This is a genomic window from Tenacibaculum sp. MAR_2010_89 (assembly GCF_900105985.1).
Classification (GTDB): domain Bacteria; phylum Bacteroidota; class Bacteroidia; order Flavobacteriales; family Flavobacteriaceae; genus Polaribacter; species Polaribacter halocynthiae.
Map to the genome: position 1 here is coordinate 883,558 of NZ_FNUB01000005.1, position 16,064 is coordinate 899,621.

Here is a 16,064-nt window from a genome sequence, read left to right on the forward strand (position 1 = left end):
AAAAACTAATGAAAACTGAATATTTATTTTAGAATTGTGTAACTATAAAAATAATAAATTATGAAAAAAATAAATCAAGTAAACGGTATTCCTTTGCACTATGCAAGATTAACTAATCACCCTTATGGAACAAGAGGAGAGCAACGTGATTTTTTAATAGAGGAAAGTTTTTTTAAAGTATTGGAACAAGCTTTGCAAGAAGTATTTGAAAATTGCCCATTAGGAGTTCCTGAAGTAATAACTACGGCAGGAATATTTGTTAATAAACCAGGGCAACACGGTCATGGAAAGGCGTTTGATTTAGACGCAATTTTTTGGAAAGATAAAACCTTGGTTACAATGAATTTTGTACATCAAAAAGAATTGTATTTAGGAATAGAATCTTTTTTAAGAAAACATTTTGGGATTGTATTAAACTATCATTATCCAAATCATAAAGATCATTGGCATGTTGATACTAGTGTACCGGTAGATTACAATGAAAATTCAAAATCTGAAACATTATATCTTCAATTAGTTTTAAAACATATTTATAAAGAAGAAATTTTGGTAGATGGTATTTGGGGGCGACAAACTGCAGGAGTTGTGAAGGAGGTTTTTAATAAATTAAGGATTAATACACCTATTACAACCAAAAAAAACTATTTACAGTTTCTTGAAATCACAGGTAAAATAGCTTTCAAACTTTGTGAAGAACAAATATCAGCAACACATCTTTTAGATAACTTAACTGAGGTAATTGAAGATTTACCCGAACAAAACCGTATTACTGTTAGAGAAGCGTTTAATAGCTTTCTAGATCATAATGATACAGCACAGTGGCTTAATACTATTAAAGAAGAACATGATATAGATAGTTTAATTAATAGTTTTATAAATTAAGTAACTATATATTAGTTTAATGCTTAGTTTTGCTAGAAAAAGATTATGATATTGAAAAACTTAAAATTTGTAATAGCGTTTATTTGTAGTATAAATGTTTTTTCTCAAGAATATAATTTGCCAAGCGGACCCGTTGGTGGAGGAATAGGATATTCAAAAGTAATTAATGATACTTCAGGTTTTTATAGTGTTTCTAACTATGGAGATTTAGTTGAAGCGCTTAAGAGTAAACAAAAAATATATGTAAATGGTACAATTGAGGTTCCAGAAAATGTCATAATAAACATTCCTAATGGAGTTGTTTTAGCAGGTAATAGAGGAACAAAAGATACAGAAATTAGTAAGATAATTAAATCTATAGGTAATTTATCAAGTGATCCATTTATTATAACCAAAGGGATAGTAAGGATAACTGGTTTAATAATTGAAGGACCTTATAAAGATGTTAAAGCTGTAGATATACTTTCAAGAGGAATAAGTTCACGTGGAGAAGGTTTAGAAGTTGATAATTGTGAATTATTAGGATGGCCAAATTCAGCGATAGAATTAAAAACAGGTAAAACTACTAAAATACATCATAATTTTATACACCATAATTCACGAACTGGTTATGGTTATGGTGTTGAAGTAGATGGGGATTCAACACCACTTATTGCATATAATAAATTTGATTATAATAGACATAGTATTGCTGGATCTGGTAAATCAGGGCAAAAATATACTGCTGCATATAATTTGATTTTACCAAATGGAGAAGATCATAGTTTTGATATGCATTCTAATAAATATAATAATGACCCAAATAATGATTGTTTTTATTTAGATCCAACATGTAATTTTGCAGGGAATTCAGTACTAATTCATAATAATACTTTTCTATATAAAGGAGATAGACCAGATGTTAACTCTTCACCAGAATCTACTTATCCAACAATTAAAATAAGGGCTATTCCACAAAATAAAGCAACTATTTACAATAATTATTTTTCTGATTCTTCAAGAAAGCATGCGGTTAAAATCCAAATGACAGCAATAAACAATCAAGTTATAGAACAAAAATATGCAAAAGGATATTTTAATAACGATGGTTTAATAGATTATTTTCGAGCAGATAGAGGTATATGGTGGGTGAATTATGGAGGTACTCAAAATTGGGTAAAATATTCAACAAGTGGTTATAAACTTGATAATTTAATTATAAAGGATTTTAATAATGATGGTTTTGATGATATAATGCATCATGTATCTGATGATAAATGGACCGTTTCATATGGAAGTTTAAATGGTACTTCATCATGGGAAGATATTAATTCATCTAACAGTCATGAAAATAAATATCCCTTAGAAAAGGATGTCTCGTTGACTTATTCAACCCCAACTACTAAAGGTTGGAATCATTGTTATGGTGATATCGATAATTCTAAATATAAAATGAATGTGAATAACAATAAGTTTAACTCAACTATAACTATGATGTATGTTTCATGGAGTGGACGAAGTAATTGGAATATTATCTCTTCTTCATTATTTTATGGGGCAGATCAACCAATACTATTAGGAGATTTTAATGGTGATGGTAAAACTGATCTTTTTAGAGGAGATGGTGAAAATTGGTTAGTTTCATGGAGCGGAATGTCTGAATGGAAAATATACACGTCCAGTGGTTATAAGAGTAACGATCTTGTTATTAGAGATTATAATAATGATAATTATTCAGATGTATTAAGACAAGTGGATGGGAATTGGTGGCAGGTTTCTGAGGGAAGTGCTAATGGAACTAGTGAATGGAAAAGTATATATAATGGGCCCTATACAAATGAAGAGCATGTTAAAGATTTTGATGGAGATGGAATAGAGGATATGTTTACCGCAAATGGAATAAATTGGACTACAGTTTTAAGTACCTCTAACTCTGAGGTTGTATTAGGAGCAAGTGGTTATTTAATAAATGATTTGAAATTTGGAGATTTTGATGGAGATGGTATAACAGATATTTTGCATATGGGGAATCCACCAAAGTATAACCGTAGTTATTATAAATCTCAAGAGGCTAAAGAAAAAGATGAAGTAATAAATAGTACAAAACAAAAAAGGTTACCCCTAACAAAAAAGGGGGAATATAAAATATACCCTAATCCAACTTCAGAAAGAATAATTATAGATTTACCTATTCATAAGAAGTATAAGTTTAATCTGTTTGATAGTCAGGGTAAATTACTTCTACAGTTTTCTGAACATTGTGTTAAAAAGGAGATTGATATTTCAAATTTTAGTAAAGGTCTTTATTTGTTGCATATCATAGATGATGAATTAACAGTTAGTAAAAAAGTATTAATTTCAAATAAGAAATAAATACTTAAATAGAAAAGAGCAATTTATTAATTCAATTTATAGTTAATAAATTGTTCATCTAAAGCTTTTAGAAACTCATTAGAAATTTTAATTTTTGTTGTTCTACTAGGTAAATTTAACTCTATTTTTTCGTCAGCATCCCATATGGTAAAGTTTAACCCTTGTGATCCTTTATTAGTGGCAAATAAATGTTGTAAATCTTTAATAATATCTTCTTTTACCTTATCTAAAGGCATTGTAATGGTGATTTTTTTACACATTTTATCCATAATGTCATGAAGTAAATTAAAATCTGTAAAAGAAACTCTAGGATCCCCTTTTACTCCTTCTTTATTTGTCCAACCAGGTTTAATCATGGTTTTGACAAATAAGAATGAATTTGGAACCAAAAAATGTTTAAATTTCAAGTATTCTTCACCAAAAACTCTAAATTCAAAGCTGTCATTATAGTCTTCAACAATGTAAGAAGCCCATCCTTTACCAGCTTTAGATACTCGATGTTGAACATCGGTAACAATTCCTGCAAAAGTTAAAGCCAAACCTTCATATTTAGCAATATCTTTAAAATGTGAAAGAGAAGCATTACAAAATTTTAACTCATTTTTAAAATCATCTAAAGGGTGAGCAGAAATATACATTCCAATTACTTCTTTTTCTTTGGCTAGTAATTCCATTGTACCCCATGTTTCGCATTCAGGAATAATAGGTTCGGGTAGTTCTACAGCAGAGGCTTCCCCAAATAATGAAACTTGCGAAGAATTTTTGTTTTCTTGATATTTATTACCAAAACGAAGTGCTTTTTCTAAAAAAGTTTGATTTTTTTCGTCTTCAACAAAGTATTGTGCTCTATGTGTATTAGCAAAAGAATCAAAACCGCCTGCTAAAATTAACCCTTCAAAAGCTTTTTTGTTGGCTACACGTAAATCTACACGTTTAGAAGCATCGAAAATAGAATTGAAATTTCCATTTTCTCTACGTTCATCAATAATAGCTCGTACAGCATTAGCACCAACTCCTTTAATTGCAGCCATTCCAAAACGAACAGCCCCTTCTTTATTTACAGAGAACTTAGAAAAAGATTCATTAATATCTGGACCTAAAACCTCTAATCCCATGCGTTTACATTCTTCCATGAAAAATGATACAGATTTTATATCATTCATATTATTAGAAAGTACTGCAGCCATATATTCAGCAGGGTAATGGGCTTTTAAATATGCAGTTTGGTAGGCAATCCAAGCATAACATGTAGAGTGAGATTTGTTAAATGCATACGAGGCAAAGGCTTCCCAGTCTTTCCAAATTTTCTCTAACTTCTCTTCATCATGTCCGTTAGTTTTTGCCTGTTCAACAAATTTTGGTTTCATTTTAGCTAAAACAGCAATTTGTTTTTTACCCATGGCTTTACGAAGTACATCAGCTTCACCTTTTGTAAAATCTGCTAGTTTTTGAGATAAAAGCATTACTTGCTCTTGATAAACAGTAATTCCATATGTCTCAGCTAAGTACTCTTCCATAACAGGAAGGTCATATTCTATTTCTTCATCTCCATGTTTTCTTCTAATAAACGAAGGAATATATTCTAAAGGTCCAGGCCTATATAAGGCATTCATGGCAATTAAATCGGCAAAAACTGTTGGTTTCAGTTCTCGCATATATTTTTGCATTCCTGCAGATTCATATTGAAAAATACCAATAGTCTCTCCACGTTGGAACAATTCGTATGTTTTTACGTCGTCAATAGGGAAATTTTCAGGGTCTAAATCTACATCATGTCTAGCTTTAACAATCTTAACAGTATCTTTAATAAGGGTTAATGTTTTTAACCCTAAGAAATCCATTTTTAGAAGTCCAGCACTCTCAACTACCGAGTTGTCAAATTGAGTAACATACATGTCTGAATCCTTAGCAAGAGCTACAGGTACAAACTTTGTAATATCATCAGGAGTAATAATAACACCACAGGCATGTATACCAGTATTACGAACTGAACCTTCTAAAATTCGTGCTTTATTAATGGTTTCTGCCATTAAATCAGAACCATTAGATAAGCGTTTTAATTCGTTAACTAATTCAATTTCTTCTGAACGAAGTTTTTCTTTTAATCCTTTCTCATCTAAAGAAAAGATTTTTTTTAACTTCATTCCAGGAATTAATTTGGCAATTCGATCAGCTTCAAATAATGGTAAATCTAAAACTCTGGCCGTATCTCTAATAGATGATTTGGCAGCCATGGTACCATAAGTGATAATTTGGGCTACTTGATTTGCTCCGTATTTATCAATTACATAATCCATTACTCGACTTCTTCCTTCGTCATCAAAATCAATATCAATATCGGGCATTGATACACGTTCAGGATTTAAGAAACGCTCAAAAAGTAAATCATACTTAATTGGATCTATATTGGTTATCCATAAACAAAAAGCTACTACACTACCAGCAGCTGAACCACGTCCAGGACCAACAGAAACATCCATGTTTCTTGCCTCTCGAATAAAATCTTCTACAATTAAGAAATATCCAGGATACCCGGTTTTTTCAATAACTTCAAGTTCAAAATCTAAACGCTCACGAATACTTTCAGTAATTTCTCCGTATCGCTTTTTTGCACCTTCATATGTTAAATGGCGTAAAAAATTATTTTCACCACGTTTTCCTCCATCATCATTATCTTTTTCATCTCTAAACTCCTCAGGAATATCAAAGGCAGGTAATAATACATCACGAGCTAAGGTAAATGGTTCAACTTTATCTACAATTTCTTGAATATTTATGATAGCCTCTGGAAGATCAGCAAACAAGGTTTTCATTTCTTCCGAAGATTTAAAGTAATACTCGTCATTAGGTAAACCATAACGATATCCTCTTCCTCTTCCTTTTGGTGTTGCTTGTTTTTCTCCATCTTTAACACATAATAAAATATCATGTGCATTGGCATCTTCTTTTCCTAAATAAAAAGTGTTGTTTGTGGCAACGATTTTTACATCATGCTTCTTGGAAAATTCTAAGAGTGTTTTGTTAACTACTTTTTCATCTTCTTGCCCATGACGCATTAACTCGATGTATAAATTCTCGCCAAATTGTTCTTTCCACCAAAGTAAGGCTTCTTCAGCTTGAGCCTCTCCAACATTTAATATTTTACTAGGAACTTCTCCATAAAGATTTCCTGTTAAAACAATAACATCTTCTTTGTATTTTTTTATAACCTCTCTATCAATTCTAGGAATATAGTAAAAGCCATCAACAAAAGCGATAGAAGACATTTTCGCTAGGTTATGATATCCGTTTTTGTTTTTAGCTAATAGTACAACTTGATGTCCATTATCTTTCTGGCTTTTATTGGTGTGATCGGTACAAACATTAAATTCACAACCTATAATTGGTTTTATAATTTGTCCGTTTGGTTCTTCTCCTTTTTCAATAGCTTCTTTATTCGCAGCTTCTATTGATTTATTATGATTTAATACCGCTTGAACAAAATGAAAGGCAGCCATCATATTACCAGTATCAGTCATTGCAATTGCAGACATGTTGTCTTTTGCAGCTGCTTTTATAATGTTTCCAATTTGTATGGTAGATTGAAGAACCGAGTATTGAGTATGATTGTGTAAATGAGCAAACTGAACATCCTTTAAAGTTGCTAATCCTTCAGAAGTTGAAATAGTATCGCTAGCTTCTTCTTGAGAAGAATTTTGCTTGCGTATTTTTTCACTTTCCCTTTTAAGGTTTAAATGCTTTAACCCTATTACTTTAATTGGCATTGGGTTTACTTCCGAAAAACGTTTAAAGTAATCAGAAGGTACATCAAGTTTTTCTTCAGTATATTGACGTAAACGAATAAGTTCTAAAAAACATCTTGTTGTAGCTTCTACATCGGCAGTAGCATTGTGGGCTTCTCCAAACCCGCTACCAAATAAATGTTTATGTAGTTCGGTAAGTGTTGGTAATTTAAATTTACCTCCACGTCCTCCAGGTATTTGACAAAGTGTTGCGGTGTGTTCTGTACAGGTATCTAAAACAGGTAATTTTGTTAAGTTGTTTTCAACACCCAAACGATGGAACTCACACCCCATGATGTTTACATCAAAACCTACATTTTGACCAACAACAAATTTTGTTTTTCCTAAAGCTTCATTAAATAATTGTAACCCTTCATCTAAAGAGATCCCTTGTTCAATAGCTAAATCAGTTGAAATACCATGAATACGTTCAGCATCATAAGGAATGTTAAATCCATCAGGTTTTATAAGAAAATCATTATGTTCAATTAAATTACCCATTTCATCATGCAATTGCCATGCAATTTGAATACATCTAGGCCAATTATCAGTATCAGTAATTGGAGCATTCCAACTTTTTGGTAATCCAGTAGTTTCAGTATCAAAAATTAAGTACATCGGTATAGTTTTCTTATTGAAGAATTTCAAAAAACAATGTGTAAAAATACAAAGAATTTAGAATGTTTTCTCTAGAAGTTATTAACGATTAATTTTATAGAGAGAATATTGTTTTTTAGATAGCTGAAACCTGTGTTAGTTAGTGTGTTATCAAGATGTTAAGTTTTAAATAAATAAAAAAAAATCGATAAATTATCAGTTAATAAAAGTATATTTGTGCTTTAATATAATATTTTTTACAATGAAACAAGGAACAGTAAAGTTCTTCAATGAATCTAAAGGTTTTGGATTTATTACAGAAACAGGATCAAACACAGAGCACTTTGTACACGTATCAGGATTAATCGATGAGATTAGAGAAGGTGATACAGTTGAGTTTGAACTAAAAGAAGGAAAAAAAGGATTAAACGCAGTTAGCGTTAGAGTGATATAATTTTCACACTGATTTTATTTTCTTAAGAGCTTGTTTTTCAGGCTCTTTTTTTTATTTTAAATAGATGTATTTTTATAGTTGTATATGAGAAATATTTTATAAATTTGCGCACTTAATTAATAATCAAGGTACGTGTACCTTACAAATTAAAATTATGCCTGTAAAAATTAGATTACAAAGACACGGTAAAAAAGGAAAACCATTTTACTGGGTAGTAGCTGCAGATTCAAGAGCTAAAAGAGATGGACGTTTCTTAGAGAAATTAGGAACTTACAATCCAAACACTAACCCTGCTACCATCGATTTAGATGTTGATGGAACTGTACAATGGTTACAAAATGGAGCACAGCCAACTGATACTGCTAGAACAATTTTATCTTACAAAGGAGCTTTATTGAAAAACCATTTAGCTGGTGGAGTAAAAAAAGGAGCTTTAACTGAAGAGCAAGCTGAAGCAAAATTTACTGCTTGGTTAGATGAAAAAGCTGGTAAAGTAGCTGGTAAAGTTGATGGTTTAGCTAAAGCTCAAGCTGATGCTAAAGCAAAAGCATTAGAAGCTGAAAAAGCTGTTAATGAAGCGCGTATCGCTGCTAACACACCTGCTGTTGATAGTGAGGATGCTGTAGCAGAAAGCGGAGCAGATAGCGAAGAATAAAAACTATAGAGAGCGATGATGCAAAAAGAAGAATGCTTTTATCTTGGCAAAATCGTTAAAAAACATAGTTTTAAGGGCGAGGTAGTTATTAAGTTAGATACTGATGAGCCTGAACTTTATAGAGATTTGGAATCAGTTTTTGTCGATTTAGGCAATAACTTGATTCCATTTTTTATTGAAAAATCATCTTTAAGTAAAAGCACCATGTTTCGTGTTAAGTTTGAAGATGTAAATACTGAGCAAGATGCAGATGCTATTATGCGTGCAGGTATTTATTTACCATTAAACTTATTGCCTAAGCTTACCGGAAATAAATTTTATTATCATGAAGTAATTGGTTTTACTGTTATAGATACTAATTTTGGTGAGGTAGGTGAAATACAAAGTATTAATGATACTTCAGCTCAACCTCTATTTGAGATAGATAGAGATGGGAATGAAGTTTTTATCCCTATGATAGATGATTTTATCAAAAAAATAGATAGAGATAATAAAATTGTTGAAGTTACTACACCAGAAGGTTTAATAGATTTATACTTAGATTAAAAAGCAAATAATATCTTATTATTAAATATAAAGAGAAAAGTAAAACAAAAATAAGGGGAAAACTTTTTTTTGTAAGCTTACATATTCTTTATTCTTATAACATCGGTAATTTGGTAAGACATTCCGTTAAAGTTTTTTTTAATAAGAACGTTTTCTAACCAATAAACAGATCCTCTATAAAATAATGGAAAAAGTAAAAACTTCTCACGCTTCTTTTTAGAAGAATATGTAGCTCTTTTTTTAAATAATCTCATTTTAGTTTGGTTTGATTAAAAAAAAGGCTTGGTAATTATGGCGCGAAACTAGTTAATTTGATTTAGTTTAAAAAAAAACAAAAGTTAAATTTTAGGCACCAAAAGTTAAAAAATGTATTCAAAGAGGCTATCCTTATTGCCTTCTTGAATTTCTTTTAATCCAACATAGTTAAATCCGAGTTTTGTTAATAGTCTTTTTGATGCTTGGTTTTGAGGCATAGTAAAAGCTATTATTTTATCTTGTTTTAAAACTTCTTTAGTGTATATCATAATACATTCAGTAGCTTCAAAAGCATAGCCTTTTCCTCTTCCTATAGGCAGAAAAGCATAGCCTACATCATAATAATCAGTTTTTTCTCTACTTAGTAAGCTTGATACTCCAATTGGAATATTTCTTTCATTTTCGTAAACAGTAAAAAATCCTAGTCCATCTTTACATAAGTTTGGAATCATTTTTTGTTGTAAAAAAGTATGAGTTTCTTCTACTGATTTTAAGTTTTTATCATTGATGTTTTTAATAAAATCAGGGTCATTAAATAGCTCAAAATAAAAGGGAGCATCGTTTGCTTCAACCATTTTTAATGTTAGTCTTTCTGTACTCAATATCATGATTTAAAAATAGATAAATTCATTTAAAAATGTACATTTGTTTCTTTAATTTATAAGAAATGAGTTTACTACAGGAATTACAAGAAAGAAGTGGAAATCAATGTGAGTTGTGTGCTGCAAAAAATGATTTAAAAATATATGAAGTGCCACCAATTTCAACAGGAGGTGTAGATGGTAGTTTACTAGCTTGTGGTACTTGTATAGGGCAAATTGAAGAACCAGAAACTACAGAAGCAAATCATTGGCGTTGTTTAAATGATAGCATGTGGAGTGAGTTCAGGGCTGTAAAAGTGGTAGCATGGAGAATGTTACATCGTTTAAAAAGTCAAGGATGGCCACAAGACTTATTAGATATGATGTATTTAGAAGATGAAGAATTACGTTTTGCTCAATCTACCGGAGAGCATTTAGATGAAAGTGAAAAAATAATACATCGTGATGTTAATGGAGCTATTTTAGAAGCCGGAGATAGTGTTGTACTGATAAAAGATTTAAAGGTGAAAGGATCAAGCATGGTAGCAAAACAAGGTACTGCTGTTCGTAGAATTTCTTTAGACCATGAAAATGCAAAGTATATTGAAGGAAAAGTAGGGCCTACTCAAATTGTAATCATTACAGATTATGTAAAGAAAATGGCAGAGAAAGAATAAGGGAACAATTTGTAAATTGAAAAAAATAAACGGGTAAATTGTTACTAGTGAAATATTGTAGAGTGAAAGAATTAATTTTAAAAAAAAATACATTTGTAGCTAAATTACAGTGGATTAATTAAAAATTGCTAGAAGAATTAGAAATGTAAAAGAGGAATAAAAAAGTATTGCTAATTACCAAAAACAAACCAAGTACAAGAGAGGTAAAATTAACAGCTTCTTTTTATGTGAAATTAATGTTAAACTTTTATAAGAATAAAAGAATTAGCATAGTGTTGTTATTCAGCAAAGAAAAACTAAAATAAATAGTTATTTATATAAAAGGGCTTAAACAAAAACAAAAACAAAAACAAAAATTAAAATGAAAACAATAAAACAATTTTTTTTAGGATTAATATTGTTAATAGGTAATCAAGGGTATGCTCAATGGAGTAATACAAGTACTAATATAACATCAGGAACTGTTCAAGCAAATCAATTTAATATCATAGCTACAGGAGGCAGAGGGTTTTATCTTCAAAATTCAACTAGTGCAAACGAACCTTTTAGGATTGCTTTAGGAGGTAATTCAATATCTGGAGGAATCATGTTAGGAAGGGAAGATCGGATGAGTAAAATAATAACTCTATGGAATGTAGGTATTGGTACCACTTCGCCAAATGCAAAACTAGAAGTACAACACAGTAGTGTTAGAACAGTAGAGGTGAATCCTCAAAACCAGTTGGATGTTACAGGGAATTCTTCAATTACTATTAAAGAATTTGTTCCTAGTATTGAATTTAATGATTCTTCAAGTTCTTCGAGGTCAGCTTTAGCTTTCGCAAATAACAATAAATTTTTCATAGGTAAAAAAACAGGAACTAAAGTTACAGAAAGTAACTTGTTTAATGTAGATTTAAATAGTGGTAATGTAGGTATAGGTACAACAACTCCAGAATCGAACTTACAAATAGGTAGGTCAACTACAAGAGGTCTTATTATGCTTGGTGGTGGTAAAGGGTATTCTTCAATCGGTTCAACTAGATCAGATGGCGGGTTGATTTTAGGAAAAAATGTTTATGCTAGATATCAAGATGCTACTGATAATTTCAATGGGCGAGTAGGTAAAACTGCATCTACTGGTTTCACAGGGATTAAGATAGGTCAAAATGGTTTGATTAACTTTTTTGGTAAATCTGGAAATGTTACAGCAGATGAAATAGCTAATACAAGCCAAACAAGTAGAATGATGATACATACTAATGGTAATGTAGGCATAGGTACAACAACTCCAGATGAGAAATTAGCAGTAAACGGAAAAATACATACTAAAGAAGTAAAAGTAGATTTAGTAGGTTGGCCAGATTATGTATTTACAAAAGAGTATAACTTACCAACATTAACAGAAGTAGAAAACCATATTAAAACAAAAGGTCATTTAGCTAATATTCCATCGGCTAAAGAAGTGGAGAAAGCAGGAGGAATAGAATTAGGGTCAATGAATAAAAAGTTATTACAGAAAGTTGAAGAATTAACATTGTATACTATTCAGCAAGAAAAGAAAATAGAGAATTCAGAGAGAAATAATAAAAAACTACTTTCTATTATTGAAAAATTAGAAGAAAGAATGACCAATCTAGAAAATAATAATAAATAAATTTTAAACATCAAATTGATAATGAAAAAATTCTTATTTACGATAACATTTATATTAGCGGTTAATCTAGTCGCTCAAAACACCATTAATCAAAATGGACTTCAATCAACAGTAACAAACCCTTTTTCAGCAGATGCGGCACAACCAAAGCGGTATAAAATAGCTACCGTTTTGTATAACTCTCAGCATTGGCAAAATAGTAGTATTATTCAAGTTGAATTATTTAATATCCTCAGTGCATCTGGTTACGAAAAATATATTATTGAGTTAGGTAATGGTCAAGGAACAGGCGCTACATTACCAAAAACAATTCTTGTTGAATCTAAAGGTATTCAAAGACATACTAGATTGATATTGGGTAGTTCTGTTAATCATACTACTACATATGCTGGGTATATTAATAAAACTATTGATATATATGTAGATGTTAAATATTACAGTATTTATCAAGCTAAAATCACTCATTTAAGAAACAAAGTAGATTCATTTACTGCTCAAGGTCAAATAATAATTAACGAAATTCCTACTGGGGTTAATACAGCTGACTTTCAACCTCCAGTTGTAGAAAATACCAATATAAGTAATGTTTGGGAAAAAAATGGAAATGACATTACATATGACAATGGAAATGTTGGGATTGGAATTTCAAGTCTTACTACAGAGTTTAAATTAGATGTTAATGGTTTTGTTAAATTAGATGCATTAGCTTCACCTCATACAAATCTTAGAATTGGACATGATATAAATGATCGAATTTTTGCAGATAACAGTTCGAACAAACTCTATGGAGGTGGATTGTTTTTTAGAGTAACACCTGATGCTTCTGTATATGCACCTTTTAATTATATTGATTTAATGGCATTAACAGACAAAGGTACAGTAGGTATCGGAACTACAGATACCAAAGGTTTCAAATTAGGAGTAAATGGTAAAATAGCAGCTACAGAAGTTAAAATTGCTACGTACACTAATTGGTCAGATTTTGTTTTTGCTAAAGACTATAACTTACCAACACTTACCGAAGTAGAAAATCATATTAAAACAAAAGGGCATTTACAAAATATACCTAGTGCGACCGAAGTGAAAAAACACGGTTTCTTTTTAGGTGAAATGGATGCCAAATTGTTGCAAAAAATCGAGGAGTTAACCCTATACACAATACAACAAGAAAAGAAGTTAGATAAGCAGGCTAAAGAAATTGAAACCTTAAAATTACTAGTGAAACAGGTGCTAGAAAAGAAGGAATAGTCAAAAAATTAAAAATAAAAAAACTCGAAGTTATAAGGCTTCGAGTTTTTTATTTTTTGAAAGTATCTTTTGTTAGAGGAAACTATGCGGTAATATTTATTTTTCAGCGTTATAGTATACTTTATAAAACTTCATTTTTTTATCCTCATCATATCCTTGTTCTAAATATTCGGTAGAGGCATCAGGAGCATCAACATCAATTTTAATTTGGATATTTGTATCTAGTTTAATTTCAGTTTTAAATTTACTTTTTTCCTTTTTTAAAACAGGGTCTGATACTTCAAAATTATTTCTAATTAAAACATCGTTCAATTTTTCAAAATGTTTCTTGTAATCTTCGAACATGTCTTTGTGTTTATCATCTTCAAAAACTTCATCTTTAAAGCCATGATAATCTACACTTTCATGTTCCTTAAAATAGTCAACAGTATTTGCTAAAAATGAACTTTGTTCTTGCTTTCCTAATTCAGGTTTTATAATTTCTTCAGAAAAGTCTTTACACATTTCTAGATAATTTTGAGTATGTAGGTTTCTATCATCTGCAAACTTTACACTTAAAAAATTTTTTATCCAATATTGAGCATCGTAATTATTATTGTCAATAGATAAAACAACAGTTCCTTCTGTATCAGAAGAATTTAAAATTAAACAACCTTTATCTAATTTTTTTGTTGAAATACCTTTTTGTACTACAACATCAAAGCTTTCATCATCTAAATATGTTTGAAAAAAGTCAACCTTACTTTCAATTTTAAAAATACCAACAGCTTCTGTTAACACATCTTTATACTCAATTCCTTCAAAGTAAGCAACAATAACATCTCCGGTTTTTATATTGGCAGAGTTAGATTGTTCATATAGGTGGTTGACAATATTTTTTGAATTTTCAATAAAAACTTCATTATTGTCATCTTCAAAAATATCAGAAGTGTATTTATTAATTTCGTTTAAACGAACGTCAGCATGATGACTAAAGCGATAGCTTTGAGTAACAGTACCAAAATTTTTTAATAAAAAAGGCATTAATAATTCATAACTTTCTTCGTCAAAACGTACTAGACTTTCTGATAAAGCATTCTGGCCACTATTGTATTTATTAGCAACTTTATGAATAATACATTTATTAATTTCTGCACGTGTTCTTTTAATCATTTTCTAAAAAATTGAAAGACAAAAATAAGTATTTTAGTACCGTTAAAAATAATAGAATATGAAATTATTAGGAATAGGATCAAGAATTAATCACTCAGAATATGGTTTTGGTGTAGTTACTAATGTAGATAGTAAGCATTATTGGGTTACTTTTCAAGAAAATGGTTTAGAAACAATAGCTTTAAATGATGATTTTGATATTATTGAAGCTGTAAATCAGGAAGTAGATTCTGTAAGTTTTTATGAAGTTGAAAGTTCTTTGAGAAAAATTTTAAAGCAATGGAGTGATGTTACTGAGATAGTACCTATAGCTGATAAATTTAAAGGAGGTAATTTAATTATACAGCCAGCCGATACTAACTTAAGTTCAAAAGAAATACCTATTGATACTTTTTTTCATAAAGTGGTAATGGTTCGTGATCGGATTAGAGTAATGGAGCAAAAAATAAATGCTAGTAAAACTTTAGCAGATCAAGATAAAGTAGATTTACAACAATATATTACTCGAATTTATGGTAGTTTAACAACTTTTAATGTGTTATTTAAGTTAAAGTCTGATCATTTTGTAGGAGCAAAATCAAAATAGGCTATAATTTAAGTGTTAATTGCTCAGGTAATAACTTAAATGATTTTCTATGATGTATTGTTGCTCCAAATTCACGAATAGCATTACGGTGCTCTTTTGTTGGATAACCTTTATTTTTTTTCCAATTATATTGTGGAAATTCTTGATGAATTTTTTCCATATAATCATCTCTATATGTTTTAGCTAAAACAGAGGCAGCAGCAATACTCATATATTTAGCATCTCCTTTAATTATGGTTTCATGAGGGATTTCTTTATATTGTTTAAACTTATTTCCGTCAACAATAATAAATTCTGGTTCTACGCTTAATTGCTCTATAGAGCGATGCATTCCAGTAATAGAAGCTTGTAAAACATTAATCTCATCAACTTCATCTTGATAAATAAAAGATACTCCAAAAGCTAGAGCTTCTTTTTCAATATAAGGACGTAGTTCATAGCGCTTTTTTTCTGAAAGTTGTTTAGAGTCATTTAATAAATCATGGTTAAAATTAGGAGGTAAAATAACCGCTGCAGCAACTACAGGTCCAGATAAACAACCCCTTCCAGCTTCGTCAGTGCCAACCTCTAAAGAAAATCCGCTATAATTTAGTTTCAACATACTACAAATTAACAGTTTTCAAAGAAAATATTCACATTTTTTCTCATTTTATTATTATAC

Annotated in this window: 14 protein-coding genes; 9 read left to right on the forward strand and 5 right to left on the reverse strand. The window is 30.2% G+C overall.

Annotated elements, in window-relative coordinates:
* Window positions 1-60 precede the first annotated feature (60 nt).
* Window positions 61-882 (forward strand): hypothetical protein, encoded by an 822-nt coding sequence (locus BLV71_RS07605; RefSeq protein ID WP_093869966.1) that lies wholly within the window; start codon window positions 61-63, stop codon window positions 880-882.
* 51 nt (window positions 883-933) lie between these two features.
* Window positions 934-3,234: a T9SS type A sorting domain-containing protein gene (locus BLV71_RS07610; RefSeq protein ID WP_176974371.1), complete on the forward strand. Its 2,301-nt coding sequence runs from the start codon at window positions 934-936 to the stop codon at window positions 3,232-3,234.
* 26 nt (window positions 3,235-3,260) lie between these two features.
* Here the strand turns inward: BLV71_RS07610 and dnaE are convergent, their stop codons facing one another.
* Complete coding sequence (dnaE, locus tag BLV71_RS07615) at window positions 3,261-7,634, reverse strand: DNA polymerase III subunit alpha (protein WP_093869968.1); 4,374 nt, start codon at window positions 7,632-7,634, stop codon at window positions 3,261-3,263.
* A gap of 241 nt (window positions 7,635-7,875) precedes the next feature.
* Here dnaE and BLV71_RS07620 point away from each other — a divergent pair, with 241 nt between their 5' ends.
* From BLV71_RS07620 to rimM, 3 genes are all read left to right on the forward strand, one after another.
* On the forward strand, window positions 7,876-8,067 hold the full coding sequence (locus BLV71_RS07620; RefSeq protein ID WP_093869969.1) for a cold-shock protein: 192 nt from the start codon (window positions 7,876-7,878) through the stop codon (window positions 8,065-8,067).
* Window positions 8,068-8,221: 154 nt separating this feature from the next.
* Entirely contained in the window at window positions 8,222-8,722 is a 501-nt protein-coding gene (locus tag BLV71_RS07625; protein WP_093869970.1) for a 30S ribosomal protein S16, read from the forward strand.
* A gap of 18 nt (window positions 8,723-8,740) precedes the next feature.
* Window positions 8,741-9,268 (forward strand): ribosome maturation factor RimM, encoded by a 528-nt coding sequence (gene rimM / locus BLV71_RS07630; RefSeq protein WP_093869971.1) that lies wholly within the window; start codon window positions 8,741-8,743, stop codon window positions 9,266-9,268.
* A gap of 77 nt (window positions 9,269-9,345) precedes the next feature.
* Here the strand turns inward: rimM and BLV71_RS18565 are convergent, their stop codons facing one another.
* Together BLV71_RS18565 and BLV71_RS07635 are read right to left on the reverse strand one after the other, a co-directional pair.
* Window positions 9,346-9,522: a hypothetical protein gene (locus BLV71_RS18565; protein ID WP_158530874.1), complete on the reverse strand. Its 177-nt coding sequence runs from the start codon at window positions 9,520-9,522 to the stop codon at window positions 9,346-9,348.
* Between the two features lie 105 nt (window positions 9,523-9,627).
* The gene (locus BLV71_RS07635) at window positions 9,628-10,125 is read right to left on the reverse strand and encodes a GNAT family N-acetyltransferase (RefSeq protein WP_176974372.1); all 498 of its coding nucleotides are present in this window, start codon (window positions 10,123-10,125) and stop codon (window positions 9,628-9,630) included.
* A gap of 65 nt (window positions 10,126-10,190) precedes the next feature.
* On the opposite strand from BLV71_RS07635, the gene BLV71_RS07640 reads away from it, so the two are divergent.
* From BLV71_RS07640 to BLV71_RS07650, 3 genes are all read left to right on the forward strand, one after another.
* Window positions 10,191-10,781 carry a PhnA domain-containing protein gene (locus BLV71_RS07640; protein ID WP_093869973.1) on the forward strand — a complete coding sequence of 197 codons (591 nt, stop codon included), beginning with the start codon at window positions 10,191-10,193 and terminating at the stop codon, window positions 10,779-10,781.
* 361 nt (window positions 10,782-11,142) lie between these two features.
* Window positions 11,143-12,417 (forward strand): tail fiber protein, encoded by a 1,275-nt coding sequence (locus BLV71_RS07645; RefSeq protein WP_093869974.1) that lies wholly within the window; start codon window positions 11,143-11,145, stop codon window positions 12,415-12,417.
* 21 nt (window positions 12,418-12,438) lie between these two features.
* A complete protein-coding gene (locus BLV71_RS07650; protein ID WP_093869975.1) occupies window positions 12,439-13,665 on the forward strand; it encodes a hypothetical protein in 1,227 nt (408 codons plus the stop codon).
* 96 nt (window positions 13,666-13,761) lie between these two features.
* On the opposite strand, the gene BLV71_RS07655 is transcribed toward BLV71_RS07650, so the two are convergent.
* On the reverse strand, window positions 13,762-14,817 hold the full coding sequence (locus tag BLV71_RS07655; RefSeq protein ID WP_093869976.1) for a nucleoid-associated protein: 1,056 nt from the start codon (window positions 14,815-14,817) through the stop codon (window positions 13,762-13,764).
* A 58-nt stretch (window positions 14,818-14,875) separates the two neighbouring features.
* Here BLV71_RS07655 and BLV71_RS07660 point away from each other — a divergent pair, with 58 nt between their 5' ends.
* Complete coding sequence (locus BLV71_RS07660; protein WP_093869977.1) at window positions 14,876-15,403, forward strand: hypothetical protein; 528 nt, start codon at window positions 14,876-14,878, stop codon at window positions 15,401-15,403.
* 1 nt (window position 15,404) lies between these two features.
* On the opposite strand, the gene BLV71_RS07665 is transcribed toward BLV71_RS07660, so the two are convergent.
* A complete protein-coding gene (locus BLV71_RS07665) occupies window positions 15,405-16,004 on the reverse strand; it encodes a ribonuclease HII (RefSeq protein WP_093869978.1) in 600 nt (199 codons plus the stop codon).
* Window positions 16,005-16,064: the final 60 nt, after the last annotated feature.

Bases quoted from the DNA above. Each gene is read 5' to 3' on its own strand.
- BLV71_RS07660 (WP_093869977.1), top strand. From the start codon at position 14,876: ATGAAATTATTAGGAATAGGATCAAGAATTAATCACTCAGAATATGGT.
- dnaE (WP_093869968.1), bottom strand. From the start codon at position 7,634: ATGTACTTAATTTTTGATACTGAAACTACTGGATTACCAAAAAGTTGG.
- BLV71_RS07605 (WP_093869966.1), top strand. From the start codon at position 61: ATGAAAAAAATAAATCAAGTAAACGGTATTCCTTTGCACTATGCAAGA.
- BLV71_RS18565 (WP_158530874.1), bottom strand. From the start codon at position 9,522: ATGAGATTATTTAAAAAAAGAGCTACATATTCTTCTAAAAAGAAGCGT.
- rimM (WP_093869971.1), top strand. From the start codon at position 8,741: ATGCAAAAAGAAGAATGCTTTTATCTTGGCAAAATCGTTAAAAAACAT.
- BLV71_RS07645 (WP_093869974.1), top strand. From the start codon at position 11,143: ATGAAAACAATAAAACAATTTTTTTTAGGATTAATATTGTTAATAGGT.
- BLV71_RS07655 (WP_093869976.1), bottom strand. From the start codon at position 14,817: ATGATTAAAAGAACACGTGCAGAAATTAATAAATGTATTATTCATAAA.
- BLV71_RS07640 (WP_093869973.1), top strand. From the start codon at position 10,191: ATGAGTTTACTACAGGAATTACAAGAAAGAAGTGGAAATCAATGTGAG.
- BLV71_RS07620 (WP_093869969.1), top strand. From the start codon at position 7,876: ATGAAACAAGGAACAGTAAAGTTCTTCAATGAATCTAAAGGTTTTGGA.
- BLV71_RS07665 (WP_093869978.1), bottom strand. From the start codon at position 16,004: ATGTTGAAACTAAATTATAGCGGATTTTCTTTAGAGGTTGGCACTGAC.
- BLV71_RS07650 (WP_093869975.1), top strand. From the start codon at position 12,439: ATGAAAAAATTCTTATTTACGATAACATTTATATTAGCGGTTAATCTA.
- BLV71_RS07625 (WP_093869970.1), top strand. From the start codon at position 8,222: ATGCCTGTAAAAATTAGATTACAAAGACACGGTAAAAAAGGAAAACCA.